Below are 1,176 nucleotides of genomic sequence, written 5' to 3'. Positions count from 1 at the left end.
AAATGGCGCGAGACGGAATCGAACCGCCGACACATGGAGCTTCAATCCATTGCTCTACCAACTGAGCTACCGAGCCATATTGCGGGAGCAGGATTTGAACCTACGACCTTCGGGTTATGAGCCCGACGAGCTACCTAGCTGCTCCATCCCGCGTTAATTATAAGGAGGATGTGGGATTCGAACCCACGCACGCTTTTACACGCCTGACGGTTTTCAAGACCGTTCCCTTCAGCCGGACTTGGGTAATCCTCCAAATATTATAATTAATATATGGACCTTGTAGGACTCGAACCTACGACCGCTCGGTTATGAGCCGAGTGCTCTAACCAGTTGAGCTAAAGGTCCAAGAAATCCATATATATAGCGGCGAAGGGGATCGAACCCCCGACCTCCCGGGTATGAACCGGACGCTCTAGCCAGCTGAGCTACACCGCCATAAATCGGGAAGACAGGATTCGAACCTGCGACCCCTTGGTCCCAAACCAAGTGCTCTACCAAGCTGAGCTACTTCCCGATAAAAATGCACCCTAGAGGAGTCGAACCTCTAACCGCCTGATTCGTAGTCAGGTACTCTATCCAGTTGAGCTAAGGGTGCTCATTATTATATTATGCCGAGGACCGGGATCGAACCGGTACGAAAGTTTCCTTTCGCAGGATTTTAAGTCCTGTGCGTCTGCCAGTTCCGCCACCCCGGCTCCTCAAGCGAACGACGGGATTCGAACCCGCGACCCCCACCTTGGCAAGGTGGTGTTCTACCACTGAACTACGTTCGCATTTTATGCCGGCTACATGACTTGAACACGCGACCCTCTGATTACAAATCAGATGCTCTACCAACTGAGCTAAGCCGGCTAACTTTTCTAATGCGGGTGAAGGGACTTGAACCCCCACGCCGTTAAGCGCCAGATCCTAAATCTGGTGCGTCTGCCAATTCCGCCACACCCGCATATATGACCCGTACTGGGCTCGAACCAGTGACCCATTGATTAAAAGTCAATTGCTCTACCAACTGAGCTAACGAGTCTCAAATATTTCTACTTGACGGTCCCGACGGGAATCGAACCCGCGATCTTCGCCGTGACAGGGCGACGTGATAACCGCTACACCACGGGACCTATGGGAGTTAACGGGATCGAACCGCTGACCCTCTGCTTGTAAGGCAGATGCTCTCCCAGC

13 tRNA genes are annotated in these 1,176 nt (G+C 52.6%); all 13 read right to left on the bottom strand.

The window, feature by feature from the left end:
- Positions 1-3: 3 nt before the first annotated feature.
- A tRNA-Phe gene (locus ADH51_RS02245) sits at positions 4-76 on the bottom strand.
- A 3-nt stretch (positions 77-79) separates the two neighbouring features.
- Positions 80-153 (bottom strand) — tRNA-Met (locus ADH51_RS02240).
- 9 nt (positions 154-162) lie between these two features.
- A tRNA-Ser gene (locus ADH51_RS02235) sits at positions 163-252 on the bottom strand.
- A 19-nt stretch (positions 253-271) separates the two neighbouring features.
- A tRNA-Ile gene (locus ADH51_RS02230) sits at positions 272-345 on the bottom strand.
- A gap of 16 nt (positions 346-361) precedes the next feature.
- Positions 362-435: transfer RNA gene (locus tag ADH51_RS02225), tRNA-Met, on the bottom strand.
- Positions 436-440: 5 nt separating this feature from the next.
- A tRNA-Pro gene (locus ADH51_RS02220) sits at positions 441-514 on the bottom strand.
- A gap of 7 nt (positions 515-521) precedes the next feature.
- Positions 522-595: transfer RNA gene (locus ADH51_RS02215), tRNA-Arg, on the bottom strand.
- A 14-nt stretch (positions 596-609) separates the two neighbouring features.
- Positions 610-695: transfer RNA gene (locus ADH51_RS02210), tRNA-Leu, on the bottom strand.
- Between the two features lie 6 nt (positions 696-701).
- Positions 702-773: transfer RNA gene (locus tag ADH51_RS02205), tRNA-Gly, on the bottom strand.
- Positions 774-779: 6 nt separating this feature from the next.
- A tRNA-Thr gene (locus ADH51_RS02200) sits at positions 780-852 on the bottom strand.
- A 12-nt stretch (positions 853-864) separates the two neighbouring features.
- Positions 865-946 (bottom strand) — tRNA-Leu (locus ADH51_RS02195).
- A gap of 5 nt (positions 947-951) precedes the next feature.
- Positions 952-1,024 (bottom strand) — tRNA-Lys (locus ADH51_RS02190).
- An 18-nt stretch (positions 1,025-1,042) separates the two neighbouring features.
- Positions 1,043-1,115: transfer RNA gene (locus ADH51_RS02185), tRNA-Asp, on the bottom strand.
- Positions 1,116-1,176 lie beyond the last annotated feature (61 nt).

The organism is Streptococcus sp. 449_SSPC, from assembly GCF_001073005.1.
GTDB classification, from domain to species: domain Bacteria; phylum Bacillota; class Bacilli; order Lactobacillales; family Streptococcaceae; genus Streptococcus; species Streptococcus salivarius_F.
The sequence above is the reverse complement of the archived record's forward strand: the minus strand, read 5'-3'. Positions and strand labels throughout refer to the sequence as shown.